Here is a 20433-nt window from a genome sequence, read left to right as displayed (position 1 = left end):
CATGGCGGTAATTTCTTACAATCTCCATAGGCTCTGGAGTGCAGGGATGCTATAACTTGCAACTTGCGTTATAATATCTCTCTGCCATGAAAGTTGCCAGCATAGACGTGGGTTCCTATTCCATAAGGCTCAGCATAGCGGAGTTAAACGCAGGTTTAAAGATACTCCATGAGGAGGGGAGGATAACCGCCCTCGCTACCGACCTCAGAGAAAGCGGACTTCTAAGAGAGGACAGAGTGGAGGAGAGCCTTGAGGTCATAAGGGAGTTTGTAGAAAAGGCGAGAAGTTCTGGTGTAAACCGTATAAAGATAGTGGGAACAGAAGCCCTGAGAAGGGCAAGCAATGCCCATGAGTTTGCAGAAAAACTGAAGGAACTGACCGGTCTTGAACTGAAAGTGATAACTCCCGATGAGGAGGGCAGATACGCCTTTTTTTCTGTAGCCTATTCTCTTAAACCATCGGGGAAGTTCTGCATCATAGATCAGGGGGGTGGGTCTACGGAGTTCGTGTGTGGAAAGGGCTTTCAGATAGAGAGCCTCAGGTCTTTCCCCTTTGGTATCGTGAACCTCACTGAAGAGTTCATCCTCAGCGACCCACCAAAGAACTACGAGCTGGAGTCTCTCAAGAACTTTCTTGACGAGCAGATAAAGGGGGTGGTTCAGCCTTGCGACGAGCTGGTGGGGCTTGGTGGCACCATAACCACAATAGCAGCCATAGAATACGGCGTGTATCCCTACAATGGGAAGGATGTTCATGGAAGAGAGCTTTCCCTTGACAGGCTCATGTTCTGGCTTGAGACCCTAAGCACCATGAAAGAAAGTGAGCGTATTGCCACCTTTCCCCACATAGAGCCAAAGAGGGCAAAGGTGATAATCCCCGGAATGCTCATCTTCTACAGAAGCATGGTTCTTTTTGGAAAGAGCAGAATAAGGGTCAGCGACTGGGGGTTAAAGGAGGGTTTGATTGTGGAAGAGGTTATAAAAAAGGGGGAGGAAAGCGAGAAGGGAGGTGAGTAGGGGCTTATGTATTTGTAGAAAAAAGCGGGCGCAGCCCCTCAGAAAATCCACTGAAACTGGAGGGTGACCGCATCGTTCTTTATACTGTTTCTTTGTTCATCAAACTTGGTATATTCAAGTGTCCAGCGGAAGTTTTCGTTTATGAAGTAATAGTTCACACCCAGACCTATCTGTTTTATCTTTCCCAAGTTACCTGTAGCGCTGGCATTTGGCCCCACAAAGTTCGTGGCATCTCCATAAAATCTCGCGTTGGCTCCCGTTCCTACTTGAACTATTTGAGGTTTATACTCGGAATAGCTCACATAGGGCTCAAACTTATGCCTTGACTTTGGATTCAGCATGTATCCTGCTTTGACAAGCCAGAAGTCATTCTTGATACTTCTGTTGGGATACAAATTGTTGGCACCATCAAGGAGAACAAGCTTGTTAAACTTTACCTGTCCTAACTCGGCCACAAAAGAGACTGGTCCATGATGCCACGCAAAATCCGTACCGTAGAATTTCATATCAACCTTGTTATCAAGAAGAGTGTTTGCTATGGTTGACGTTGGTGCAGAAAGTGGGTTTGGCAAAAGTAAATAAGGAATCCTTACATTAACTGTGCCAGCTCCATTCTGTGGGCTACCGTTACCAAGAAAACCAGGTGAAATGCCCTGAGTATCAGTTATTATGTGCTGGTTTATTTTGTTCTGAAAGGCATAAGAAAAACCTATGGTTATACCCTTTCTTTTTCCAAGGTATGTATCTCTATAAAGCCAGTTATATATGGCCGGTCTGCCCTCCTGATCTCCCAGGGTTATAGTTCCTCTCAATGTAACTAGAGGATTGTTTGAAGAGTTCCCCCTCGCTTTAGAAAGGCATGTGCCAACAGCGGGGTTTGGAGCCGTATAACCGCATAAGGGCGTAGATGTGGATGCTCCAACTATGACATCATCCCAAGGGTTTCTAACATTTTTGAATCCACCAAAAAATCCCAGAAATCCATCCACTGTGATTTTAGAGTATCCCTGTCCTTTAGTAGCCCCCCTGACGTGAGCATAGCCCCCAAAGGCCCTGCCAGTAACATCTCCAGTAGTTAAATGCGTCCACCTGAGGGTCGCATTTGTTCTGTCAAGGTCTATGTTGTCGTAGGCTCTCTGGAATTGTTCTCTGCCCAATGGAACCCTTGGATATCCAAGGTGAATATCAAGGACTATACCTTTCATATCCGTCATTGCGCTTGGCACAAGCGTGGCATCTAACTCGTGAATAAAGCCGGTGTTTCTGTTGCTCTGCCTTCTTCCATGTGTTGGCTGTCCACCAAAAGGTGCATCGTAAGGGTCTCTCCCAAAATCGTTATCCCTTAGCACAAAATTAAACTTGAACCATGGATTTACACTCCCTCCGAACCTCAACCTCACCCTTCTAAAAAACACATCCGTCCTGTCGCTCGCTCCTATAAAGTTCGGTCTGTTCTGGTCGCTTATATCCTGCTGTCTGAACCAGAGTTGCATGAGCACATTGATGTCCATATACTGGTCTTCTGCCGGACCTGACAGCCTTATGGCATGAGAAAGTTCTGGGGTGAAAAGCACCGCCGTGAGCAGAAAGGCTCCTGCGACCTTTTTGTTTTTCATACTTCACCTCCTTATTGAACTTTTATGTAAGCAAATCCCTTGGATTGCAGATGTCCAATTGCCCCAACTCCTGAAGGCACTATTTTGGTAAATTCATGGAGTTTATTGGCGTCAAGCCGCAGCCTCTGCAAGGTTATGTTGCATATGTAAAAATCCACTCCGTAAGCCAGAAGGTCCTTTTCCATCTGGTAAAGTTCATCAACTTTAACCGCTTCGGTCTCCCATGGGCTTCCAGTTAGGTCTTTCATAAAGAACTTTACACCGGCACCATGAGCCACAACCACTATCTTTATCCTGAAAGGGTCATTGTCATAAACTGACATGTGGTTTCTTATGTTTCCCAGCATGGCTTTGAACCTTGCCTCCTGTGGGAAATCGCAGTGATAAATAACGCCAAGCTGGGCTTCCTTTTTTATGTCTTCCATCTTTACTCTGGGTGGAGAGGCTTCCGCAATCCTATTTATCAAAGGCACGGAAGCAAATAAGGTCGCCCACCTGAAAAAGCTCCTTCTGTCCATATTAGCACCTCCTTAAGGGTTAATCCTTTCACTAGGGAAATTACGCAAAGAACATACCAGGAATTCCCTGTAGGCCTGTTATTGATAAATCAAACACTTCATACACTGGGGGAACAAGAAAAGTTATGCCAACCTGTCAAATGTGTTGCCAGTCTGGCATTCAGATTAGATTGTATCTTTTGAGTCTTCTGTAGAAAGTTCTTAAGGGAATACCAAGCAGCTCTGCAGCTTTCTTCTTATTGTAGTTTACTCTTTTGAGGACATTCTCTATTTTTTCTCTTTCCAGCTCTTTCAGGTTGTCAGTTTTCCTGATTTGGTTTATCCATACATGGTTTTCATCAATCAGGTCTCTTTCACATAAAAGCACTGCTCTTTCAATTATATTCCTCAATTCTCTGACATTGCCTGGATAATCATAATATATAAGTAAATCCCTGGCTTTTCTCGTAAGGTCCCTTATTTTTTTACCATACTTTTTACAAAATTTTTCAAGAAAGTGTTCCACAAGGGGTATTATATCCTCTCTTCTTTCCCTGAGGGGTGGTATTTTAATTTCAACTGTATTCAAGCGATAGTATAGGTCATTTCTAAACATCCCTTCTTCAACCAATTTTCTTATGTCTTTATTTGTAGCACATATTATACGCACGTCGCTCTCAAGCTCTTTACGGCCCCCAACTCTGTAAAATTTTTTATCTTCTATGGCCCTTAATAACTTTGCCTGAAGAGGTAGGTTAAGCTCTGTTATTTCATCCAGAAAGAGAGTGCCACCTTTTGCCAGCTCCATAAAACCTTGCCTCTGGGTGGATGCTCCTGTAAAAGCACCCTTTTCATATCCGAAGAGTTCAGTCTCTATCAGGTCTTGAGGTATTGCAGAAATATTGATGGCTACGTAGGGTTTGTCTCTTCTGTCGCTCATCTTATGTATAAGCTTTGCAATTAATTCTTTCCCCACGCCACTTTCACCCTGTATTATGACACTGCAGTCACTGCAGGAAATCCTCTCTACCAGCTCTATAACACTTCTCATAGCTGGGCTTTCTACTATCAACTCCTCTTCCATCAACATCCTTTCTCTTTTAAGCAAGCTATTTTCTCTTTTTAGGCTCAACATGCTCTCGATTTTCTTCACTACCAGCTTTATTTCTTCAAGACTGCATGGCTTTGTTAAAAAGTCAAAGGCCCCAAGTTTTACTGCCTCCACAGCTGTTTTTATGGTGCCGTGCCCTGTTATAACTACAACCTCTTGCATACCACCTCCTTCCCTTATTCTTTTAAGCAGGTCCATACCATCCATATCTGGCAGTAGAAGGTCTAATAACACTAGGTCATAATGTTCTTTATCAATACAATCCAGAGCATCTCCACCAGTCAGAACATGCTTCGTAGTATAGCCCTCTTCACTTAGAAACCTTGCAAGCAACCATCCATATTCAGCTTCATCTTCAACTATAAGTATTTTCATTTTACACCTCTTTTCCTAATATAGACCCTGAACTCGCAGCCAGTGCTGAGGTTTTCGTAATCTATACTGCCACCCATATTTTCTACAAATCTTCTGGCAATTGACAAACCGAGGCCAAATCCATTGTTTTTCTCAGTATAAAATGGCTCAAAAACTTTGTCAGATTTCACGCCATGGCCCTCGTCTCTGACTTTCCAAACTATAAAAGAGTCCTCTTCCAAAATTTCCACATGAACTTTTCCACCATCAGGTGATGCGTCAATAGCATTATCTATAATGTTAATAAGGACTTGCTCAAGTTCCCAGGCATATGTTGAAATAGTGCCGCCTTTAGTCTGCGAAAATAGTTCCATGACAAGGTTTTTTTGTTTAGCTTTAAAATTCATAATATCCAGCAAATCCTTTGTAAACTTAAGTGGTTCAATTTCTGTTGGGGAACCGTTGTGGTTTGTGGAGATATGAAGTAACCTTTTTATAGTATCCCTTGCTCTTTCAGCATTTTTTAATACCACATTCATCATATCTTTTATTTCACCATTATCAATGGTATTCCTTATATATTCCGTGTATCCTATTACAGAAGCCAAAGGGTTGTTTAGCTGATGTGCTAAAGAACATGCTATTTCACCCACTATTGCGAGTTTTGAATAGCGTTCAAGTAAAAATTCAAGATTCTTTTTATCCGTAACATCCTTTATATGAAACAGCGTATAACCCCTCTCATCTATTTCAAGGGGTATAGATGTTACACTAACATACCTGCTTTGTCCTTTCAGATTTATGTTGATTTCAGGTATAAAGGAGAAAAGACCTGTCTTGAGTGAATCACTTAGCTCCTTTATATTCAGTCCCACTGCATCTTTTTCTGCTATTCTGAACATATTTAAAAACTGTTTGTTAGTCATTTGTATATTCCCTTGTTCATTATCCACTAAAACCAGAGCATCATTTAGGTTATTGAACAGATTGATATATATACTTCTCTCTTTATCAAGTCTTTCCAACAAGTCTTTAAAGGCGCTTGCTAGTGTAAAAACCTCACCCTGTCCATTTAGCTTCAACTTTTTCCCACTTGCCCATCCTGATACGTATATCTTCAGCTCTTCCAGTGGTTTAAATATCCTGTTTACCATGAAAAAACCGAGCAAAAGCAAGGCAGTGCATAGAGTTATACTCAATATCAAAGCAGCTTTTAAAAAATCATAGGCTTTCTTATACACATAACTGATAGGTTCACTGAGTTCCATACTCATATTCATGTTCTTAATAGTGTTTTTAACTCTGAGCTGTTCCTCAGCAGGATATCTGTTTAGCGTAAGCACTGGTATACCTTCACTACTTACCAGAGTAATGGTTGTATCACGAATGCCGTATGCTCTTATGTAATCTTTGAGAAGACTTTTTAAATTCAAAGTGCAAACCATAAACCCCATAGGGACATTATTGTTCTTATCAAATATTTTTAGATTAAGGTATGCTTCTTCCCCGCTGGAATGATAATCAATCACCTCATTTTTCCAGTTTATATTCTTCAGAGTTTTAGGCAATAATTCACTGCCAACCGCTCTTTCCTGATAGAACATCAAATGACCACCCATATCATAATATCCACAAGCTGTTATGTGTTCAATATCTCCCGTAATCCTCCATATTGCTTCTTTCAATTCAATACCAAAGCTTCTGTATTTGCTCAAAAGTGAGCTTATATTTATCTCAAGCGAGTTTATATCTTCTTTTAGTCTATCTGTAAGAATCTTTGCCAGGACGCTCTTATCTGTATACCATGACTCAGCCAGTTGCTTTCTCAGAACGTAAAAGTATACAAAAACAAAAAGAATCTGGGCTGCCATTATAAAAAATATCAAGCCCTTTATGCGGTTTTTTATGCTGTATCTCATTTTACTATTTGGTCAGCTATTGTGTATAATTTGTTATCAGGATAATAGCCTAATTCTCTCAATGAACTTTCATTTATAGAGAGTTTTACATTATGGACTTGCTCAAATGGTATATCTTCCACTTTAACTCCTCTTAATATTTGATAGGCAATGTAGGAGGCCTGATAGCCCTGGTCGTAGTTGGAGCTACCATAGGCTACTGTGCATCCTTTGGCTGTATGTTCGGGTGAAAGACACAAAACAGGCACCTGATAGAACCTAGCATAATGCAGTATATAGGAAGTGAGAAAATTTTCCGTATAAAAGCAGGGCGTAATTATGATAGCTTCAAAACCATCCTCTTTCATGTGACTTATCACATATTCAAGGTCATGAACATTGTTAACTATAAGGGGAACTATCTTTAAACCATATCTTTCTCCTGCCTTAATTGTTAGTCTGGTTGCAATTTTAGATGCTTCAAAGCGATGTGTGCAGAAAACTAAAGCTTTGTTTATATTAGGAAAGAGTCTTTTAAACAGCTCTATGCGTTTTTCCATAAGTTCTGTATTCAGATTATCCACTCCAGTTATACCTTTTACTGGTCTATACATGTCGTCAACAAAACCCCAGGTTTTAATCGCCGTTCCTCCCAGTATAACCACTGGAACTTTTAGATTTTCCTTTGCCTTCTTCAGGTAATGAGCTTCTAGACTTCCACCTGCAGCTATTAGCCTGAAGTCTCCTTCTCTTTCTACCATTTCAATAGCTTTTTCTTCAATACCTGCCAGGCTGTTCCCGCCGTTATAAACAACAAGCTCCACGTCCTTTACACCCAAGCTTTTGAGTCCATCCTTAAAACCTTCCACCTTTTGAAGTCTACCCTCGCCAGATATTAAAACACCGATTAATACCTTTTCCTCTTTGCAAGAGGAAAGTAAAAGTAGAAGTATTATTGCCATAAACAACCTCATGATTTATAATTTATAACCATATTCCAATTAAGGCGGCGTAGCTCAGCTGGTTAGAGCGGAGATCTCATAAGTCTCAGGTCGGAGGTTCGAGTCCTCCCGCCGCCATTACTCCACAGAAACTTTCCTCTGCAGGTTGTAGAGCCTTATTATTTCCTCTACCGTGTTGGCGTCTTCAGGGTTTTTGTCTTCTCTTATGAAGCTGACAGCCCTTGGAAAGCGTAGGGCATAGCCGGGTTCTTCTAAGGTTCTTCCAGCAGTATGTAGGGGTGACCTGGTTATCTCGTCAGCGTTAACAGTTATCACATACCTTGGCTCCACCCAGACATCCACCTCCATAAGGCTGTCTACCCTTGGATGTCTGTGTTCAAGCCTTATTTTATCAAGCATCTCTTTGAGCCTGACCCATTCTTCCTCTGTAAAGCCAGAGCCCACCTTACTTATGGTTTTGAAGGTGTCTGTGGAGGGCTCATAAACAGCCACAAGAAGTCCACCGATGCCAAGCTTTGCCCTTGCACCCCTTCCATAATAGTAGCCCACTATGACCACGTCTATGGTGTCTGCAAGGCTTCCTCTGTAGCTTCTTTTTAGCTTTATCCAGTTAAAGTTTCTTGAGCCTGCAGTGTATGGTGCGTCAAGCCTTTTTGCCATTATGCCCTCAAGTCCTCTCGTCACAGCCTCTTCAAAAAAGGCTTCCACTTCCCTTTCGCTGTCAGTTATGAACATTTCGGAGGTTCGGAGGGTGTTTGTATGTGCCAGAAGCTCCTCCAGAGTCTTTCTTCTCTCTATAAAGGGCTTTACCGTGTAATCCTCCCCTTCAAGGTAAAGAAGGTCAAAGCAGAAAAGCTTCAGGGGGTATTCTTTTGAATACTCCTCCACGCCATATTTCCTTTTCCTCTGTATGGTGACCTGAAAGGGGTAGAACTCACCTGTTTCCTCGTTTACCGCAAGTGCTTCTCCCTCCAGTATTACCCTCTGGGACTTTATATCCTCAAGAACAGCTCTGACCACGTCTGGAAACATCTCCGTCATGCGTTCAAGGTTCCTTGAATATATCTCCACCTTCTGTCCATCTTTGTGAACCTGGAGTCTGAAGCCATCGTATTTGGCTTCTATGGCACACCTGCCAAGCCTCTGAATTATCTCCTCTGCACTTGTGACCCTCTCTGCAAGGGCCATCCTTATGGGATAGCCCAGATGAACCCTGAATTCTCTCAATGCTTCAAGCCCACCCTCTTTAAGTCTCTTAGCCACCAGCCCCAGGTCCGAACAGAGATTGTATGCCCTCTCTATAAGGGGTTTGAGTTCCTTGCTCCCTGTGGTCAGTGAAAGGGCGTCTATTATGGTAGCATCACCCACACCAAGCCTTAGCCTGCCAATGACAATTCTGACTGCATATTTTGCCTCAAAGCCAGAAAGGCCCTTCAGAAGGCTCATAAGCTTCATGACCTTGTCAAGGGTCCCTCTGGTCAGGGCAACATCAAGAAGCTCCTGATACACTTTTACAAGGCTCAGACCCCGTCCCTGCCAGCCTATAAGCTCCCGTGCAGTTTCTCCAAGGTCTCCCTTTTCCTTGTAGAGTTTTTCCACCTGACTGACCCTTACACCGCATGCCTTGGAAAGGGCCTCCATCATAAGCCTTTCAGATACGCCAAACTCCACTCCTCTGAAAGCTGGCATTAGCTCGCCCAGAGTGAGATAAACTACCTTATCAATTTCCTCGGAATCTGCCTTTTCCAGAAGCTCCCTGAGTATGTCTGCCATCTCAAGTCTGCTGGTAGTCTGCTCAAGGCGGTAGAAGTATTCAGACAGTTCTCTGAAGGTCATATCAATATCTTAACCTGAGCCTCCCCTCAAGGTCTTTTACAAAGTAAAAGGCACTCCTTCCAGAAAAGCCATTCTGCAGAGCCCAGTCAAGGGCAAGACTATGAATCTCCTCCTCTTCAAGCTCAAGAGCCCTCTGAGAAACCAGATTTCTTACTATGGAAAGATACTGTTCCTTTCCAAAGGCAAAGAAGCCCAGCCTTATGCCAAACCTCTCCACCAGAGACACCTTCTCTGAATAGCTCTCTTCCGGGAACTTGTCCTCTTCCGTCCTTTCTGGCATGAGATGCCTTCTGTTGGAAGTGGCATATACAAGCACATTTTCTGGTCTTTCTTCCACATCCCCGTCCATAAGAGACTTGAGAATCTTTATGTTTTCATCGCCCGGCTCAAAGGAAAGGTCATCAAAGAAAAGGATAAACCTCTCCTTCCTCTCTCTGAGAAGCCCGTAGAGGTCAGAGAGGTGAAGGATATCCATCTTATAGACCTGCACCAGCCTGAGCCCCTCCCCTGCAAAAAGCCCCAGCATGGACTTAATAAGAGAAGACTTGCCCGTTCCTCTGTCCCCCCACAGAAGTGCATCGTTGGCAGGCAGACCCTTCACAAACTGAAGGGTGTTTCTTCTCAGGATTTCCTTCTGCCTGTCTATATGAAGGAGGCTGTCAAAGTCTGGCACATGCGGATGCCTGACTGGCAGAAGCTGACCATCTTTAAAGCGATAAGCTATGTATTCCATGTTTTCAGCCCCATCTGAGTTTTTCCTTGAGAATTCCAAAGAAGCTCCTGTTAGGGTTTGGATACATAAGGCAGTAGTGCTGAGACCTCCTTACCAGCACCCTGTCGTCCCTTTTGAGGCTCATACCCTCCTGACCATCAAGGGTAAGATAAGACATGTGGTCCTCTGAAAGGTTTATAAGCCTTATTTCAAAGTCTGCGGGAATCACGAGAGGTCTGTTGGAGAGGGTGTGAGGGCAAATGGGGACAAAGAGAAGAGCCTCCATAAGAGGGTAGAGTATGGGTCCCCCCGCAGAGAGGGCGTAGGCGGTGGAGCCTGTGGGTGTGGAGACTATCACACCATCCCCGTAAACTCTCAGCACCCTTTCCTTCTGAAGCTCTATTTCCACCTCCACCATGCGTGCAAGGCTCTCCTTTGAAACCACCACATCGTTCAGGTAGTCTCCCAGGTATAACTCCTTCCCTTCCCTCTGCAAAAAGGCAGAGAGCATCATCCTCCTCTGAGGCTCTATTTTGCCCTGAATCACAAGCTCAAAGACCTTCTCCAGCTCTTCCAGCTCCACCTCAGTAAGAAAGCCAAACCTCCCCACGTTTATGCCCAGCAGTGGAACGCCCTCCCCTGAGCCAAGTCTTGCACCTGCCAGAAAGGTGCCATCCCCGCCCACCACCACAAGGAGGTCAATACCCTTAAGGGATGGCTTTTCTTTTCCTGACCTTTCATTTACAAAGACATCCAGCTGGATACCACGGGTCTTTATAAACTCTCCTACACTCTGAGATACCTCCCTCGCCCTCGGACTGTCCTTTACAAAGAGGAGAACTTTCATAGAAGTCTGTCAATCAGCTCGCACAGCACATGCCCCAGCGTTATATGACACTCCTGTATTCTTGCGGTGTCATAGGAGGGCACCACAAAGCTGTAATGGGCAATTTCTGTAAGCCTTCCTCCGTCTCTACCGGTAAAGGCTATAGTGGTTGCCCCCAGGTCGTGGGCTTTCATCAGACCCCTTATCACGTTGGAGGAGTTTCCAGAGGTGCTGATACCTATGGCTATGTCTCCGGGTGTGCAGAGGGCTTCTATCTGTCTTTCAAAGACACTTTCAAAGCCGTAGTCATTTCCCACCGCAGTAAGGATTGAGGTATCCGTAGTCAGGGCTATGGCTGGCAGAGCCCTTCTCTCTTTCTTAAACCTGCCCACGATTTCTCCCGCTATATGCTGGGCATCTGCGGCACTCCCTCCGTTGCCAAAAAGGAGCACCTTGTTGCCATCCTTTATAGCTCTGGCTATTATCTGCCCTACTTCAAGAGTCTGCTCTGCGTAAAGCTCCACAAAAGCCAGTTTTACCTCTGCGCTCTCCCTGAAGGAGTTTACAACCAGGTCAAGCATCCCTTTTTCTGAGGTCTCCCACCGTGAGCCTGTTCATCAATCTGAAAAACTCCATGAGCTTCTGTTTGTGGTATTCCTCCTGATGTTCTATGAAGCTGAAGAGCCTCCTTATGTCAGGGTCCTCAATTCCTGCAGTCTCTTTTCCGTATTCTCCGCCCGTTTCCTGCTCGTAGAGTATCTCTGCCTTTACCTGTTCCTGGAGGCTTTTGAGAGGCTTTGGTGAATAGTCCACCCTCTGAATGCTGGGCATTCCACCAAGCTCGCCAATCTTTTCTCCCAGCTTGCCCATGTGCACCATGCTTTCTATGGCGAGGTCAAGCATTATGTCCTTGTAATCGCAATTTTTGGAATGGAAAAACTGGTAGAGGTAGTTGATTATGGTCTGATACTCCTCTTTAAGGAATTTGTTAAGCACTTCAAGGGTCCTTGGGTCTGGTCTCTGCTCTTCCAGTGGAATGCATACAAACCCTTCCTTCACCTTTTCCATAAGCTCTGAAAACTCAATCCTGTGGTCCTGCTCGTCCTTTATGACCCTCTCAAGGAGCTTTTTCACCGAGTCATCCTTTACCACTTCAAGCTGCTGGCTGTATATCCTTATGGCTTCCTCCTCTGCCCATATGTCCTTTGAGAGCATGTCCGCCCAGTCAGGTCCACCTATCATTATCATGTCTTCAAGCCTGTCCAGAACCACCTGCCCGCCCAGCTGGACCACCTTCTGAGCAAACCACTTGAGATGCCTCATCTCCTGACGGGCAATTTCCTCTATCTCCGAGGTTATGTTTCCATCGGTTATTAGGAATATGTGATACAGATACTGCACTATGGCAGAGTGCTCAAGAGCCACATCGTAAAGGAGCATGCTTATGGTCTCTTTCTTATCCATAACTCTCACCTCAGTCCAATTTTGTATACCTTACTAATATATTCGCTTACCATCCTGTGGGTGTTAAAGTATGGTCCTATGGTAGCTATGCTGTTTTTCATTAGCCGGACCCACTCGTCCCTGTGCTTGTAAAAGGTTGGGATTATTATGTATGCCAGTTTTCCGTAAAGGTCTTCAAGGTCCTCTGCATCTTTTGATTCTCCCATATCCTGCCAGCCTGGCTTTGGTCCTATACCCCAGCCGTTTACCCCCTCTATACCACCCTCCAGCCACCAGCCGTCCCACGTGGAAAAGTTGAGAACTCCGTTCATCCCTGCCTTCATACCGCTGGTTCCACAGGCCTCGTAGGGTCTTCTGGGGTTGTTCAACCATACATCACATCCAGCTATCAGTAGCTTTGCCATCTCTATGCCGTAGTTTTCAAGGAAAGCCACCTTGACCGCCTTTGTTTTCTCCCTTATGAGCCTCATCCTTTCAAAGATGTTCTTTATCATCTCTTTGCCCAGACTGTCTCTTGGATGGGCTTTACCTGCGAAGACTATCTGAACTTCTCCAAAGCTCTCTGCAATGTGTATAAGCCTTTCCAAGTCTCTGAGTATGAGGTCATTTCTTTTGTAGGGTGTTACCCTTCTTGCCACGCCTATGGTAAGCACATCATCGGAAAAGCTAGCATCTGTCTGCTTGTTTACAAGGTTTACAAGGTCGCTCTTTATCCTGTTGTGCTTTCTAAGAAGAAGCTCTGAGGGAATTTCGTAAGCCCTCTGGAGCAGTATGGGGTTTTCGTCCCATCCGGGCATATACTCGTTGAAGAGTTCCTGCATCTCCTCGTGAATCCATCTTTTGTGATAAACGCCGTTGGTAACATACTCAACGCTCTCCGCCAGCTCCGGGAATATGCCTGCGGTTACGAATTTATGCCTGTGGGATACTGCGTTTACCTTACCAGCATACTTTGCCGCCAGCATGGAGAGGTTTATACTGCCATTGTCTACCTCTTCTTCCCAGTTCATATGTTTATAGGACCTGAACTCTTCCTTTACCATTTCCAGTGGAAACCTGTCGTGTCCTGCGAGAACTGGTGTATGGGTTGTAAAAACACACCTTTTTCTTATCTCTTCAAGACTGCCCAGCTCCTTGAGAAGTTCAACCACAAGAAAGGCAGAGTGGCTTTCGTTCATGTGATAAACATGAATTGAATAGCCAAGGGCTTTTAAAACCCTATATCCTCCAATTCCCAGAAGTATCTCCTGTCTGAGCCTGTAAAGACCATCATCAAAATAAAGCTTGCTGTTTAGCTTTCTTATTTCGGGGTCGTTGCCCTCTATATCCACATCAAGGAAAAGAACCCTCACATCACTCTTTGACCTTACCCAGTATTCCCAGCAGGTGACCTTCTGCTTCTTATCGCCGAAGAATATCTCCACCTCAAGGTCAAGCTTTCTCAGATACCTCTTGTAGTCCCAGAGGGCATCAAAGTCCAGCTGCATGCCATGAGGGGTTATCTTCTGAAGGTTGTATCCTCTTTTGTAAAGAAGGGTCACGCAGACTGCTGGAATGTCCATATCCGCATAGGAGAAGAGTGTATCTCCTGCCAGGGTCCCCAACCCTCCGCTATAGAGGGGCATACTATCCTCAAGCCCCAGCTCCATAACAAAGTAGGCTATCATGGTGGTTTATATTTTATAGCATCATGAAGCTCATAAACACAGACATAACCTGCAGGCTTGACAGCATGCCCTGGACGGGTTTTCATACACGCTTTGTCTTTGCCCTTGGTATAACCTGGGTTCTTGATGCCTTTGAGGTGGTTATAGTCAGTGCGGTTCTGAAACCCATGGCTAAAAGCCTTCAGTTCACACCCCAGCAGAGCTCCATGATGGTGAGCGGTTTTCTGCTGGGTGCCATCCTCGGTTCTCTTATCTTTGGCTATCTTGCTGACAGATACGGAAGAAAGAAGCTCTTTCTCATCACGCTTCTGCTGTATGCGGGTGGAACTTTTCTGACGGGCTTTGCCAGTAGTTTTGAAGCCGCTCTCCTTTTCAGGATAACTGCAGGTGCAGGTCTCGGTGGAGAGTTTGCAGCCATCCAGTCCGCCATAGACGAGTTTGTCCCATCACGACACAGGGGAAAGGTGGACGGCACTATTACCGCTCTCTGGAACCTCGGTAGCCTCATGGCATCTCTGAGTGCCATAGGACTTCTAAAAGTCATGGACGAGGGGCTTGCATGGCGTGTTGCCTACCTCTTTGGGGGTGTTCTTGCGCTTCTTGTGGTCTTCGTCAGGCTCTACGTGCCAGAGTCTCCCAGATGGCTCCTCTCAAGGGGAAGGCTTGAGGAGGCAGAAAAGATAGTGCAGAGGGTAGAGCAGGAGGCGGGCGGCAGGAAGACTTACGACCGGTGCGATGTGCCTGTCTTTGAGGGAAGCCTTCTGGATGCGTCTAAAATCATACTGAGTAGATACAGGTGGCGCTTTCTTTTCAGCGCTAGCATGAGCTTTACCATTCTTACAACTTACTACGGAATGATAACCCTGCTTCCACTCATTCTCTCTGAGGTATACTCTCTCAGCAGCAAGGAAATACCTCAGATTCTTACCTTAGGGAGCCTTGGAGGACTGATTGGAGGTCTTGTGGTGGCATTCCTTGTGGACAGGATTGGAAGGATACCCCTGGGGATTTTGATAAGCCTGCTTTCGGCACTTCTGAGCATTTCTTTCCTCCTCGGTTTCGACATAAAGTTTACCTTTTTTGTCTATTCTCTTATCGCCTTTTCCTTTGCCTCCGTTGCCTATGTGATAGCCACAGAGATATACCCATCCTACATAAGAGCATACGCCATAGGTATTCTCTCCATAATTGGCAGGCTTTCTGGAGCCTTTGCTCCCCTCCTTCTGGTTAGCCTTGCACAGCTTGGCTTTGTGTATGCCATCATGGGGCTTTCTCTTTTTTGGCTTGTGGGCTTTTTTGCCTTTTTAATTTGGGCCTTGAGGGGTATGGAAACAAGGGGAAGACCTCTTGAAGAAATCTCATAAAATAATGGCATGCTTCTTGGGTTCATAATCCTTTACATACTGGGAACCCTCTCTGTAGGCCTTCTGGCGGCCACCTTTGTAAAAAACTCAAGGGACTACATACTGGCGGGCAGAAGTCTGCCACTGTATATGGCGACCTTTGTATCCTTTGCCACTTGGTTTGGCTCAGAAACCATTCTGGGTGCATCCTCCGTTATGGCGAAGGAAGGTCTTTTGGGCGTGATAGAGGACCCCTTTGGTGCGGCACTTTGCCTTATCCTCATAGGTCTTTTCTTTGCAAAGCCCCTATACAGGATGAACCTGCTTACCATGGGAGACTTCTACAGGGTGGTGTATGGCAGGAAGGTGGAGGTGGTGGCAAGCCTTATGATGGTCTTTTCTTACTTTGGATGGATTGGGGCTCAGATGGTAGCAATAGGCATAATACTTCAGCTTGTGCTGGGTATTCCTCAGATATGGGGCATACTGCTGGGCTTTGGTGTGGTGCTCTTTTACACCTTTCTGGGAGGCATGTGGGCTGTGTCCCTTACCGACTTTATCCAGACCATAATGATAATCGCGGGTCTGCTGGCGGTTCTCTATGAGGTATCTTCCGGTTTTTCTCAGATTGCCTCCGTCCTTTCCTCCCAGCCTCCTGATTATTACAGACTTTTCCCTGAGCCAACACTTAAAGACATACTTCTCTACATATCCGCATGGATAACCATAGGGCTTGGCTCCATACCCCAGCAGGATGTGTTTCAGAGGGTAATGGCATCAAGGAGTGAGAGGGTGGCAGTCCTTTCCACCATATCCGCAGGCTTCATGTATCTGACCGTTGCCTTAATACCTCTCATACTTGCCGTCTTTGCAAGGGTAAGGTATCCAGAGCTTCTTGAAGTGGACCCACAACTCATGCTACCCACCATGATAATGGAGCATGCAAGCCTTCCCACAAAGGTGCTCTTCTTTGGGGCACTTCTTTCTGCCATAATGAGCACCGCAAGCGCCGCCGTGCTGGCACCCGCATCGGTCCTGAGCGAAAACCTCATAAGACCCTACATAAGAGGTATTTCTGACAGGGGCTTCCTGTGGCTCACCAGAGCCTGCGTGCTCCTTGTCTCTCTGGCTTCGCTGGGCTTTGCCCTCTCGGGAGAGTCTATCTACCACCTTGTGGGAAGCTCTTCAGCCCTGAGCCTTGTATCTCTCTTCGTTCCCCTTGTGGCAGGGCTCTACTTCAGGGGTTCAAACCCAGTCTCCGCCATGGCCTCCATGCTGTCGGGCTTTTTCAGCTGGGCTCTGCTTGAGTATGTCTTTCACAGCCAGTTTGCCCTGCTGGTAGGCCTTGCCTTCAGCACCCTTTCGTATATACTCTTTAGCTTGATATGGAAGAGGTAGCTCTAAGAAAGCTCATTGAGGTGGGGAAACTTCTCTATTCAGAGGGGCTTGTGGACGCAAGGGCGGGAAACCTGTCTGCAAGGCTAAAAGACAGCCTTCTTATAACCCGCAGGGGGGTCCACCTTGGAAGGCTTACCCGATGGGACTTTATAAGGCTACCCCTTTATGGAGAGCACATCCTTCAGGAGAGAGCCTCTTCTGAGCTTGTGGTTCACAGAGAGGTTTACAGAAGGACCGACCACTCGACGGTGGTTCACGCTCATCCTTTAGCTACAGTGGTTCTGTCCTTTGAAAGAGACCTTCTTGAGCCCGTGGACTCTGAGGGAAGAGCGCTCATAGGTAAGGTTCAGGTGCTACCTCCCTTACCTTCGGGAAGTGAAGAGCTTGCAGAGGCGGTCTCTGAAGTTATCAAATCCTCAAGGCTTGTGGTGGTAAGGGCTCACGGTGTCTTTTCTGCAGACTCTGACCCCTTTTATGCTTATGCTCATATATCTGTTCTTGAGCGTTCCTGTAAAATACTCCTCTATTATGAGCGAGGTGGTTTACAGAGGCTGTAAAATACCCCCAGAGCTTTACTACGACATAGAAAATCAGGTCTGGTATAGAATTGAGCCCGATGGCACCGTGACTGTGGGTGCCACCGACATAGGTCAGACAAGAGCGGGTAGAATGGTAAACGTGCGTATAAAGGCTCCCGGCAAGCATGTACCCAAGGGAAAGCCCATCGCAAGCCTTGAAAGCGGCAAATGGACAGGTCCCATTCCTGCGGTTATAGAGGGTGAGGTGGTGGAAAGGAACGAAGAGCTCTTTGACACCCCAGACCTTATAAACGACTACCCTTACACAAGGGGCTGGATTGCAAGGCTCAGGCCCATAAATCTTGAGAGAGACCTGAAAGAGCTCTTTACTGGAGAGCTGGCAGTTCAGAAGCTAAAGGAATATATAGAGAGAGAAGGGGTTGAATGTAAAAGTGGATGAACGCAAGCCTGAGCGAATACAGGTTTGTCTGGGACGAGAAAAAGAGCTCTACTCTGCTAAGGGAATGGGGCATAGACTTCCCATTCTTAGTTCGTGAGATAGCAAGGGGGAAAGTTGTTGACATAATCCCAAACAAAAAGAGAGGATACGAAGGACAGCTAATCATAATCCTCTGTGTGAACCAGTATGTATGGGAGGTTCCTGTAAGGGTTGAAGGAAAGGAAATCAGGCTGATTACTGCATACCCAAGTCGCAAGAGGAGGAAAGAGTATATGCAAAGATTAGGCAAGTATCCATGTCAGGATTGACTTCATCCACTGCATCTGTATATTAATACACCATGAAGAGTGTAGAAGTAGTGCCTCCAGAGCCTCTCAATCGAGAAAGCTTAAGGTCTATAGCAATCCAGACGCTGGAACCTTATCACAAAAAAGTCCTGTTCTTTTTTGAAAGTCTCGGAGAAAGATACGCAAAGGTTTACCTCTACAATATGGATTTTACGGACGACAAGTTGAGCACAGACCCGTACCTTGCAATGGAATTTTTTATTCGGCACTCTTTTTACCGGGGTAGACGACAGGAGCTATCCTCAAGGTATGTAAACGATGTTTTAAGGGTTCTGGATGAATATGAGCTCAAAAACGCGCCAATAGAGAGTCTTCTTGAAGATAAATTCTTGAGTAGAATAAAGGAAATAAAAATCTCGAAAAAGGACATAGAGCACCTTGAATCTCTTTTCTCCGAGTTAAGGAAACTCAAAAATGAAGGCTACAACTTTTATAATTACATAAGGAATTTAGTTAAGGCAGGTGAACTGGAGAAAGTATACAAGGAGCTTAAAGGTATCAAGGAGGTAGGAGACAAAATAGCATCCTTTATCTTAAGGGATGTCATACTTATATCCCAGATAAGGAAAAATATAGACAGGAAAGAAGTGCCTTATATATTTCCTGTAGATACGCACGTGAGAAAGGTTATAAAGGACTATCTCGCACTAAGTTCGGAGGAAAAACTGTTTGACTACATAGAAGGTCTACAAAAAAACGACACATTAAGCGTATCAAGAATAGCAGCAGGTATGTGGTATTCCTACTATCACTCCTTTGAACTTCTACTTGAAAATTTCTTGCTCTCTGAATCGCATCCAAACCTCTCTCTAAGTTTCTCTTCCACATAAGGGTGCACAAGACCCTTTACACACCCACAGTAAGAGGCTATGTCCCTTACGATGGTGGAGCTTATGTGAATGTAGTCCTGTGATGGCATCATGAAAACGGTTTCTACCTTCGCCAGTTTGTAGTTGTTGAGGGCTATCTGAAGCTCGTATTCAAAGTCCGTAAAGAGCCTTACACCACGAACGATTACCTCAATTCCCTCTTGCTTCATAAAGTCCACAAGAAGCCCGTCAAAGCCCTTCACCTCAACCCCTTTAATGCCCTCTACCATCTTTGAAAACATATCCATCCTCTCCTCCATGCTAAACAGCAAGTTTTTTCTGGGATTTCTGGCTACTGCCACCACAAGGTAGTCAAAAATCCTTACCGCCCTTTTGACTATATCCAGATGTCCCAGATGGGGCGGGTCAAAGGTGCCTGGATAGACCGCTCTCTTCATTCTTCCTTCCTCCATATGGACAGGGCAGTATCGCCATAAATTTTCTTTCTTTCTGCGGAGAAGTCCAGTTTACTGGAATGTTCAAGCATAAAAATACCCCCTTCTTTGAGGTTTTTCAGCGAGAGTTCTATAAGTTTATCATAAAACTCATAGCTATATGGTGGATCTGCGAAGATAATGTCTGCTCTTATGTCTGTCCTCTCCAGAAACCTCAGCACATCTTCTATCACCACTTTACCTTTGGCTTTATGCCCTATTTTTTCTGCAAACTTTGGGTTCTTCTCCACAAAAATTACCTCTGCACCTCTTTCTTCTGCCATAAGACCCATCTGCCCTGTCCCTGCAAACAGGTCAAAAAACACGAGCCCCTCTATGTCTCCCAGTATGTTGAAAACCGCCTGCTTGACAAGGTTAGAAGTAGGTCTGAGTTTTTGTTTTCCACTTGCTTTTTTCACAAAAAGTATTATAATTTAGCTTTCTGTTTTGAAGGAGGTTTTGCCATGAGGCAGTTCAAACTGCTGCAAAAACTTGATAAGGAGGAGTGCAAATGGTCAAAGCCCTCGGACTGCATATCCTAGCGGACCTGTATGGGGTCCACCCTGACCTCATTGACAGGGTGGAGGATGTGCGTCAGCTCCTTGAGAGCGCCGTCAAGGTAGCAGACCTCACCAAAATATCCTCCCACTACTACCAGTTCCAGCCCCACGGCGCCACCGGCGTGGTGCTTCTGGCGGAATCCCACATCTCCATTCACACCTGGCCCGAGCACGGTCTTGCTACCGTTGACGTCTACACCTGCGGAGACCCCGCAAAGGCCTACAGGGCAATGGACTACATAATAGCCACCCTTGAGCCCACAAGGGTTGACAAGCAGGTGCACGAAAGGGGTCTCGTGGGTCAGTCCGAGGCAAGTGAATTCCGAAGTATACTTCTAAAAATTTAAATACTCATCGGAGGGCTGGAGCCCTCCCTCATATCAAATTACCATATAGAACCTGCTCTGGGATATTGAAGAGCATTTCGTTACAAGAGTTAACAATTTTACATTTATGTAAACAAATTAACATATAAGAACCATAACCTTCGTATGCAAATACAGTACTGAAGCTTTTCTGACGAAGCAGACCCTTGGCATCTACTT

The 20433-nt window shown here is 45.3% G+C and carries 21 protein-coding genes and 1 tRNA gene; 9 read left to right on the top strand and 13 right to left on the bottom strand.

Annotation, left to right across the window (positions count from 1 at the left end; translation table 11 throughout):
• The first annotated feature begins 86 nt into the window (after positions 1 to 86).
• On the top strand, positions 87 to 1016 hold the full coding sequence (locus WHS43_07420; GenBank protein ID MEJ5339467.1) for a Ppx/GppA phosphatase family protein: 930 nt from the start codon (positions 87 to 89) through the stop codon (positions 1014 to 1016).
• Between the two features lie 38 nt (positions 1017 to 1054).
• Here WHS43_07420 and WHS43_07415 read toward each other — a convergent pair whose 3' ends face one another.
• The 5 genes from WHS43_07415 to WHS43_07395 form a co-directional block, all read right to left on the bottom strand.
• On the bottom strand, positions 1055 to 2632 hold the full coding sequence (locus WHS43_07415; protein ID MEJ5339466.1) for a porin: 1578 nt from the start codon (positions 2630 to 2632) through the stop codon (positions 1055 to 1057).
• 11 nt (positions 2633 to 2643) lie between these two features.
• Positions 2644 to 3150, bottom strand: coding sequence for a DsrE family protein (locus WHS43_07410; GenBank protein MEJ5339465.1), 507 nt, complete (start codon positions 3148 to 3150; stop codon positions 2644 to 2646).
• A 160-nt stretch (positions 3151 to 3310) separates the two neighbouring features.
• On the bottom strand, positions 3311 to 4615 hold the full coding sequence (locus WHS43_07405; GenBank protein ID MEJ5339464.1) for a sigma-54 dependent transcriptional regulator: 1305 nt from the start codon (positions 4613 to 4615) through the stop codon (positions 3311 to 3313).
• A complete protein-coding gene (locus WHS43_07400) occupies positions 4612 to 6513 on the bottom strand; it encodes an ATP-binding protein (GenBank protein MEJ5339463.1) in 1902 nt (633 codons plus the stop codon). Before WHS43_07400 ends, WHS43_07405 begins: the two co-directional genes overlap by 4 nt.
• Positions 6510 to 7454, bottom strand: coding sequence for an ABC transporter substrate binding protein (locus WHS43_07395; protein ID MEJ5339462.1), 945 nt, complete (start codon positions 7452 to 7454; stop codon positions 6510 to 6512). The genes WHS43_07400 and WHS43_07395 overlap by 4 nt, the downstream gene beginning before the upstream one ends.
• 43 nt (positions 7455 to 7497) lie before the next feature.
• Between WHS43_07395 and WHS43_07390 the strand changes: the two genes are divergently transcribed.
• Positions 7498 to 7571 (top strand) — tRNA-Met (locus WHS43_07390).
• On the opposite strand, the gene WHS43_07385 is transcribed toward WHS43_07390, so the two are convergent.
• From WHS43_07385 to glgP, 6 genes are read right to left on the bottom strand one after another with little or no spacing between them, the layout of a single operon-like run.
• Positions 7572 to 9290 (bottom strand): ATP-dependent DNA ligase, encoded by a 1719-nt coding sequence (locus tag WHS43_07385; GenBank protein MEJ5339461.1) that lies wholly within the window; start codon positions 9288 to 9290, stop codon positions 7572 to 7574.
• A gap of 1 nt (position 9291) precedes the next feature.
• Positions 9292 to 10023: an ATP-binding protein gene (locus WHS43_07380; protein ID MEJ5339460.1), complete on the bottom strand. Its 732-nt coding sequence runs from the start codon at positions 10021 to 10023 to the stop codon at positions 9292 to 9294.
• A 4-nt stretch (positions 10024 to 10027) separates the two neighbouring features.
• Positions 10028 to 10849, bottom strand: coding sequence for an NAD(+)/NADH kinase (locus WHS43_07375; GenBank protein MEJ5339459.1), 822 nt, complete (start codon positions 10847 to 10849; stop codon positions 10028 to 10030).
• Entirely contained in the window at positions 10846 to 11409 is a 564-nt protein-coding gene (locus WHS43_07370) for a D-sedoheptulose 7-phosphate isomerase (GenBank protein MEJ5339458.1), read from the bottom strand. Before WHS43_07370 ends, WHS43_07375 begins: the two co-directional genes overlap by 4 nt.
• A complete protein-coding gene (locus WHS43_07365) occupies positions 11402 to 12292 on the bottom strand; it encodes a ferritin-like domain-containing protein (protein MEJ5339457.1) in 891 nt (296 codons plus the stop codon). The genes WHS43_07370 and WHS43_07365 overlap by 8 nt, the downstream gene beginning before the upstream one ends.
• Before the next feature lie 5 nt (positions 12293 to 12297).
• On the bottom strand, positions 12298 to 13959 hold the full coding sequence (gene glgP / locus WHS43_07360; GenBank protein MEJ5339456.1) for an alpha-glucan family phosphorylase: 1662 nt from the start codon (positions 13957 to 13959) through the stop codon (positions 12298 to 12300).
• Positions 13960 to 13982: 23 nt separating this feature from the next.
• Here glgP and WHS43_07355 point away from each other — a divergent pair, with 23 nt between their 5' ends.
• The 6 genes from WHS43_07355 to WHS43_07330 are packed head-to-tail and all read left to right on the top strand — an operon-like array spanning position 13983 to position 18855.
• A complete protein-coding gene (locus WHS43_07355; GenBank protein MEJ5339455.1) occupies positions 13983 to 15323 on the top strand; it encodes an MFS transporter in 1341 nt (446 codons plus the stop codon).
• A gap of 9 nt (positions 15324 to 15332) precedes the next feature.
• Positions 15333 to 16700, top strand: a complete 1368-nt coding sequence (locus WHS43_07350) for a sodium:solute symporter family protein (protein ID MEJ5339454.1) — start codon at positions 15333 to 15335, stop codon at positions 16698 to 16700.
• The gene (locus WHS43_07345; GenBank protein MEJ5339453.1) at positions 16688 to 17257 is read left to right on the top strand and encodes a class II aldolase/adducin family protein; all 570 of its coding nucleotides are present in this window, start codon (positions 16688 to 16690) and stop codon (positions 17255 to 17257) included. Before WHS43_07350 ends, WHS43_07345 begins: the two co-directional genes overlap by 13 nt.
• Entirely contained in the window at positions 17229 to 17678 is a 450-nt protein-coding gene (locus WHS43_07340; GenBank protein ID MEJ5339452.1) for a glycine cleavage system protein H, read from the top strand. The genes WHS43_07345 and WHS43_07340 overlap by 29 nt, the downstream gene beginning before the upstream one ends.
• The gene (locus tag WHS43_07335) at positions 17675 to 17986 is read left to right on the top strand and encodes a BrnT family toxin (protein ID MEJ5339451.1); all 312 of its coding nucleotides are present in this window, start codon (positions 17675 to 17677) and stop codon (positions 17984 to 17986) included. Before WHS43_07340 ends, WHS43_07335 begins: the two co-directional genes overlap by 4 nt.
• A 32-nt stretch (positions 17987 to 18018) precedes the next feature.
• Positions 18019 to 18855 carry a hypothetical protein gene (locus tag WHS43_07330; GenBank protein MEJ5339450.1) on the top strand — a complete coding sequence of 279 codons (837 nt, stop codon included), beginning with the start codon at positions 18019 to 18021 and terminating at the stop codon, positions 18853 to 18855.
• Here WHS43_07330 and coaD read toward each other — a convergent pair.
• Both coaD and WHS43_07320 read right to left on the bottom strand, forming a co-directional pair.
• Entirely contained in the window at positions 18774 to 19292 is a 519-nt protein-coding gene (coaD, locus tag WHS43_07325; GenBank protein ID MEJ5339449.1) for a pantetheine-phosphate adenylyltransferase, read from the bottom strand. The two genes, WHS43_07330 and coaD, sit on opposite strands and share 82 nt — an antisense overlap.
• Entirely contained in the window at positions 19289 to 19747 is a 459-nt protein-coding gene (locus WHS43_07320) for an RsmD family RNA methyltransferase (GenBank protein ID MEJ5339448.1), read from the bottom strand. The genes coaD and WHS43_07320 overlap by 4 nt, the downstream gene beginning before the upstream one ends.
• Before the next feature lie 92 nt (positions 19748 to 19839).
• Here WHS43_07320 and speD point away from each other — a divergent pair, with 92 nt between their 5' ends.
• Complete coding sequence (gene speD, locus WHS43_07315; GenBank protein MEJ5339447.1) at positions 19840 to 20235, top strand: adenosylmethionine decarboxylase; 396 nt, start codon at positions 19840 to 19842, stop codon at positions 20233 to 20235.
• Positions 20236 to 20433: the final 198 nt, after the last annotated feature.

It is taken from the genome of Aquificaceae bacterium (assembly GCA_037481935.1).
Lineage (GTDB): Bacteria > Aquificota > Aquificia > Aquificales > Aquificaceae > Pampinifervens.
The sequence above is the reverse complement of the archived record's forward strand: the minus strand, read 5'-3'. Positions and strand labels throughout refer to the sequence as shown.